This is a genomic window from Armatimonas sp., assembly GCF_043760365.1.
In the GTDB taxonomy this organism is placed as follows: domain Bacteria; phylum Armatimonadota; class Armatimonadia; order Armatimonadales; family Armatimonadaceae; genus Armatimonas.
In genome coordinates this window covers 1-5,613 of the sequence record NZ_JAYUPA010000274.1, presented here as the reverse complement: position 1 = coordinate 5,613, position 5,613 = coordinate 1, and the positions used below count along the sequence as shown (strand labels likewise).

The 5,613-nt window shown below is 55.8% G+C and carries 6 protein-coding genes; all 6 read right to left on the bottom strand.

From position 1 onward, the window contains the following. Positions 1-416, bottom strand: a 416-nt coding sequence (locus ACH2EH_RS06575) for a hypothetical protein (protein ID WP_395140085.1), incomplete at its 3' end; no start/stop codon positions are given. Between the two features lie 160 nt (positions 417-576). Continuing rightward, positions 577-1,545, bottom strand: coding sequence for a ParB/RepB/Spo0J family partition protein (locus ACH2EH_RS06570; protein WP_395140083.1), 969 nt, complete (start codon positions 1,543-1,545; stop codon positions 577-579). Next, the gene (locus ACH2EH_RS06565; RefSeq protein ID WP_309695485.1) at positions 1,532-2,515 is read right to left on the bottom strand and encodes an AAA family ATPase; all 984 of its coding nucleotides are present in this window, start codon (positions 2,513-2,515) and stop codon (positions 1,532-1,534) included. Before ACH2EH_RS06565 ends, ACH2EH_RS06570 begins: the two co-directional genes overlap by 14 nt. A gap of 136 nt (positions 2,516-2,651) precedes the next feature. Beyond that, positions 2,652-3,152 carry a zinc ribbon domain-containing protein gene (locus ACH2EH_RS06560; RefSeq protein WP_394796308.1) on the bottom strand — a complete coding sequence of 167 codons (501 nt, stop codon included), beginning with the start codon at positions 3,150-3,152 and terminating at the stop codon, positions 2,652-2,654. 4 nt (positions 3,153-3,156) lie between these two features. Further along, positions 3,157-4,032 carry a replication-relaxation family protein gene (locus ACH2EH_RS06555; RefSeq protein WP_395140081.1) on the bottom strand — a complete coding sequence of 292 codons (876 nt, stop codon included), beginning with the start codon at positions 4,030-4,032 and terminating at the stop codon, positions 3,157-3,159. After that, positions 4,032-5,492, bottom strand: a complete 1,461-nt coding sequence (locus tag ACH2EH_RS06550) for a type IV secretory system conjugative DNA transfer family protein (RefSeq protein WP_395140079.1) — start codon at positions 5,490-5,492, stop codon at positions 4,032-4,034. Before ACH2EH_RS06550 ends, ACH2EH_RS06555 begins: the two co-directional genes overlap by 1 nt. Positions 5,493-5,613 lie beyond the last annotated feature (121 nt).

The window sequence follows — 5,613 nt, the reverse complement described above, 5'->3', positions numbered from 1 at the left end:
GGGTCATCCATGCAGATCGTGAACTCTGGTTTAAAGCGCTTGGGAGCTTTTCCAGAGTCTGTGGGAACGTACTGATGCTGCACTTGTACGAACTGCTGGAGCGGCTCATTGCGCTCTAGCTCCCGGTAGAGCGTGGCCATACTAACCCCTACAGAGGCTGCTAACTCTTTCATCTCAATCTCAAGCTGATTGCGTGTGATCCCCGTCTTGGGGTTATGGTAACAACGCATGCGAAGTGCCTTGACGATCGAGAACCCGAGTGCTCCCAGATCAGGAAGCCAACGGGTTACCAGATACCAGTCAAAGCGGCTTGGCTTGACGATCTCGTTGTAGGCTTCCCAGTAGTAGGGTTCAAAGGTAGCTGTCTGCCGCGACAACTTTTCTCCACGTTCCGCTATCGGAGGAGATTTCGCCATTTCCCTTGTTCCCGTTGTTTGTTTGTTACTGCTGCTCATGTCACTTTTTTAGTGTTTGTAAAGTCAACTTTACAAACAAGACTCTTTACTGATTTCTGTCGCACTCCGATGTCGGCGTACGTAGTGTCTCCTGTAATTCGTTGATAAAAAAGAAGGGCGCTCACTTTGGAGCGCCCTTTAGGTTTAGATTGGTAGGGGTTTGTATCGTTGACTTTACAAACCCAGGATTGTCTGGGTCAGGGAGCTGATCCAGGAATTTGAGAATCTCCTCTGCACGGTGCCGGAGTGCGTTGCGCGTTGCGCTGGGGAGGTCAGGGCGTAGTGATCCAACCAGCTCACCAGCTCGCTGCTCGATGCGCTCTGCGGGAATGCGACGCTTGGGTTTCTCGGCAACCTGGTTGAGGGCGCGGCTGACTTGCTCACGTACCTGAGCTACAGAGAGAGCATAAGCGCCCTTGCTACCTGCCGGGCGGCAAGCCATTTGAGCGATTTCGATCATCTGCACTTGGTGCTCACCCAGCCGGGAAAGCTCGACCCCATGACTTCCTGAGAGGCGTCGCGACTGGATCATCTCAATGATTACAGCAGGTAGTAGAGAGAGGCTGTAGAGGTTGTGGATACGCATGCGGGTAAGGCCGACACGCGCTGCTACTTTTTCCCAGGTGATTTCTTTGTCTGTGGCCTTGAGGCTTTCGTATAAATTACGGAGTGCCACGCCACGCTCGATGTCGTTGATGTCCTGGCGGAGAATATTCTCAACGAGCTGAGCTTCCCGAATGTCTTCCACACTCATCTCGCGAACGATGCAGGGAATCCGGGCTTTGCCTGCTAACTTGCTTGCTCGCCAGCGACGTTCTCCAACGATGATCTGGTAGCGCTCTTCGATTTGGCGAACTAGGATCGGCTCTAAAACGCCGCGTATCTCGATATCTTCAGCAAGCTCACGCAAAGAAGTCTCGTCAAAATGGCGACGTGGTTGATTCGGATCGGGCTCGACTTCACTCAGAAGGAGCTGCCAGACCTGCTCGCTTGCCGGGTTTCCTGCCTGTGCTCGATCCGATGCCTCTAGCATTTCACGGCCAAAGTCAGCCCCGACCACCTGACCCACACGCGCTTTATTTAGTCGCATGAATCATCCCCTCCAGCTCCTCAGCAAGTGAGAAGAAGACGTCGGCTTCGCGTGCATCGGTGAAGACCAGGGGGCGACCCATGCCAGTACTATTGGCGATGCCTACCCGCTCGGGAATCTTAGTCTTGAAAACGCGACTTCCAAAGATCTCTTTGGTTAGCTCCTCGATTACCTCGGCAGCAGCGGTTTGCGTCCGCTGGCGAGTGAGAAGTGCGCCCAGAAGTGCAACGCGCCTCCGGCCAATATCCGCGCACTCTTTACGGGTTGCCAGAAGCTGCCCCGCTCCTTGAAGGGCCAGGCTCTCATCGATAGGAACGATGATGCCATCTGCGGCTGTCATGGCGTTAAAAGAGAGCATTCCCAGGGTTGGGGGGCAGTCCAGTAGGATAATGTCGTACTCTTTACGAATTGGCTCTATCGCCGAGTCGAGGCGGGTGTCACGCCCAGGACGGTTGATGAGCGACATCTCTGTGTAGGCGAGTTTGATTGAAGAGGGAGCCAAAAACAGACTGGGATGATGCGGAAGGGGAACGATAATTTCTGAGAGACGCTTTGTCGTTCCATCGGGGGTTGTTCCCAGAACATCGGCGATGGAGTACTCTACATCCCGCCAGGAGATTCCGAGCGTGGAAGTGGCATTTACCTGGGGATCAAAGTCAATGACCAGAACGCGGTGCCCATTGATGGCAAAGGCTCCTGCGAGGTTCACAGTCGTGGTTGTTTTTCCCACACCGCCCTTCTGGTTTACAATGGCAATGGTGTAGGCTTCTCGACGACGACGCGTGCCGTAGTGCTCGCGGATATGCTCGATATCCGCCCTGGTGTAGCGCCGCCCCCGCTTATCCCGAACGGGTGCTGGGATAATGCCGCGACTCTCCAGCCGCCTCAGGGTGTGTGGCTCGATTCCGATGAGCCGAGCGGCTTCCCCTACGGTATAGGTCCCGGATGTATTTTCGACTTCATCAGCCATTTCTGTTAACCATGTGACTGCCAGTGTACATCAGGTATACCTCACTCGTCAAGGTATACCTGGCAGAAGTGTTCAGATTCTGTAAAGCATACCTTCGCATTAAAAAGCGATGACTTTACAGATGATTGACAATACATTAACGCCTCCTGCGATTGCCCTGGATCAGAGCCGCGAGTAGATGGGGGATGCCCGCCAGGAAGTACAATGCCCCCTTCAGGAGCATATCCAGTAGGCGGGCGATATTGCGTCTCACCACTTTACCTATCTCACCGGGAAGTAAGTGGAGTAGTAGGGCGGAAACGAACACGAATGCCAGTACCCGATCTAGAACCACAACGTTGAAGATGCCATGCCAGGCAGAGCTTGCTCCTTGCGAGAGAGCGTGCAGAAGCGATGGGAGAGCAACGACTGCCAGGATACCTCCGGCAAGCAGCAGTACGGTGCGTAGCGCTCCTGTTACAGAAAGAAAACCAGCAGCTTCGGTGAGCTCGGGTGAGCCACACTGGACACACACCTTGGCATCGGGTGGAGAGAGGTGGTGCTGCGGACAGCGTCTTCCCCCAAACGAGCGGGCACAGTGACCACAGTAAAGAGCATCGCGGGGTGACATAAACTTGCAGGTGGAGCAGTAGCGCATTGTTTTATCCTTGATCCTTGTTCTGAAGGGAAAACAGCCCTTCTCTGTCTGCGGGTTGCCAGATAGTGGCAAGCAGCCCCTGCTGCGTAAGCAGCCCACGTGTGGTGAACCAGAAGACGCTCCCGCCTCGTTCCTGGACAAGTGCTCTGAGGTGGGTTAGGCGACGCTCTCCGGTGGTGACAACCAGGACGCGAAAGGTTGCATCCTCGTACATCTCTTCAAAGAGCCCACTGCTGAGGTAGTGCTGGTAGTGCTCCACCTTTTGACCAAAGAGCTTGCCGGAGGCATTGCCCCGATCTATCTCGACAAAATGCGAGTACAGCCGTCCGCCGTGATCAAATCGCAAAAAGCCATCCGGCTTGAAGACTTGCTTTTGCTGCTTCCCACTAGCGAGCTTCACCTCGTACTCGTGGCGAACCTGAAGCTCAGGCATCCAGGACTCCAAATGGGGATTTGCCTCTCCCACCAGAGCGTTTCGTGCGGCCAGGTAAAAGTCGACAATCTCCAGGGTGTGCTCCAAAAACTCTAAGCGGCGCGTTCCTAGGCAGAGCTGCTTGACGTAGGCGGCATCCATGTCCAAGCGTTGGGCGACGATGGTCATAGCCTGTGGGCCGATTCGATAGATTCCCTGAGTGCCATAGGGGGCCATCGGGTGGAAATCGCGTGTTACATACCCATGGTCGAAGAGCTTGCGAAGTCGGGCGTTGCAACGTGGCACCGAGCCAAAGTAAAGTTCCTGTAGCTGCCCACGGCTCATCACCTGGTGCACAAAGAGCTCGGTGAGAAGTAGCTCATCACGCTCCATGAGCCAGAGCTTCCCACGCTCCGTTTTTTGGGCACGCTCAAAGCGGCTCAGTCGTGCTCCAGGGTTAGGCTCCATTACTCGGCTCCCTCGGTGGCTTTAGAGCTCTCGGCTGTTTTGGGCTTGAACTGACCAGGACGGCGTGTGTGCGTCACTACAGCGGAAGGAGGCGGCTCAACGTCACGTGCTCCCTGTCCAAGCTGCCGAGCAATTGCCTGATCTACCGCAGTAGCCGTCTGACCAAACGCCTTGAGGGAAGCCTCTCGAATTGCTTGGACATGGGCGTCACTTACTCTAGGGTCCTGGGAAGGGGTGAGCTTCACCCGTGGCGTGGGGACGTTTTCCCCGCGCCGCAGGAAGTACGCCTCACCTACAGGCTGCATGGTCAAGGAGCGCCTGAGGTCGTCGCGTTTTTCGCTCGGTTTTGGCACGACTTCAGCCGCAAGCACAGCGGCATCTTGTGCCCCGACCTGAAAGTAGAGCTGCGTATTGGCGTTAGCAAGGATCATTTGCCGGAGGCCATCGGGCATCTGCGCCAGGTTCTGGTGCGAGAGCGTTAGACCTAGTCCAAAGCGTCGCCCTTCGGCTAGGAATGCTTCGAATCGGTCACTGACCAGGTTCTCGAACTCATCGAGGTAGAAGTGAACAGGCACGCGGGCACTTTCGGGCTTATCCGCCCGCGCCATGATGGCATTCTCCAGGGCGGAGACGAAGAGACCCCCCATAAGCGAGGCGGCACTACCAAGGCGGTGAACCCCAAGCGCTACCAGGATGATGCTTCCGGGGGCTTCATCAAGAATCTCCGAGAGTGACCAGCCGGGACTAGCGATGGCGAGCATCCGCCGCACCTGTGGAACCGCCAGAAACGCCGTAATCTTATTGAGAACGGGCATCCGCCACGTGAGCTGTTTGTCCTCACTGAGCAACTCGTAGCGAGTGAAGAAAGCTAGAACAAAGGGATCTGTTACTCGTGAAAGTGTCGCTTGGCGAAACGTGGCATTCGACAGCAGAAGGTCTACTTCCAGAAGTGTCCCTCCACTCTGAGCCAGGGCGAGGAGACAGTTGCGGAGCGTCTCGTCAAGCTGGACGCCCCAGCTCTCCGCATTGCGCTGAAGGACAGCAAGTGTGTGGTAAGCACGCTGAACGGGATCACCTGCGCCCACAAGGGGGTTGAAGCCGACACTCCATTCGCTCTGGCGAAGGTCAATGAGCAGGACACGCCTGCCTAGGCTCTGGGGCGTTTCATGTGCGGCAATACGCAAAAGCACCCGATCTACTAGGTCACCCCGCAGGTCTACAATGACCAAGCTGCGCCGCTGCGCAAGGTCGTCATCGATCAGTCGTAGCAGAAAGCTCGTCTTTCCACAGCCCGTGGCCCCAATGGCGTAGAGATGCCGCCGCCTTGCGGTGAGAGGCAGATAAGCACTTCCTCCTTGCGGTGTTAAAAGCGAGCCGAGCAGAAGTGTTTCTGTCCCTTCCTCATTAGGAAGGGGAGTACTCTTCTCCCGCCGAGCACGTCGCCGGTTATGTGCGCTCATCAGAGCACCCTCGATCCATTGGTAATGAAATCTCCGGCAAACGAAGCTCCATAAGGCAGATACTCCTCCCGGCCACCTCATGAAAACTGCCATCCAACTTCCTATCCAAAGGAAGAGAGTC

What these genes read in the sequence shown, in the direction of transcription:
- ACH2EH_RS06555 (WP_395140081.1), bottom strand. Translation starts at nt 4,032, where the DNA reads ATGGAGCCTAACCCTGGAGCACGACTGAGCCGCTTTGAGCGTGCCCAA.
- ACH2EH_RS06550 (WP_395140079.1), bottom strand. Translation starts at nt 5,492, where the DNA reads ATGAGCGCACATAACCGGCGACGTGCTCGGCGGGAGAAGAGTACTCCC.
- ACH2EH_RS06565 (WP_309695485.1), bottom strand. Translation starts at nt 2,515, where the DNA reads ATGGCTGATGAAGTCGAAAATACATCCGGGACCTATACCGTAGGGGAA.
- ACH2EH_RS06570 (WP_395140083.1), bottom strand. Translation starts at nt 1,545, where the DNA reads ATGCGACTAAATAAAGCGCGTGTGGGTCAGGTGGTCGGGGCTGACTTT.
- ACH2EH_RS06560 (WP_394796308.1), bottom strand. Translation starts at nt 3,152, where the DNA reads ATGCGCTACTGCTCCACCTGCAAGTTTATGTCACCCCGCGATGCTCTT.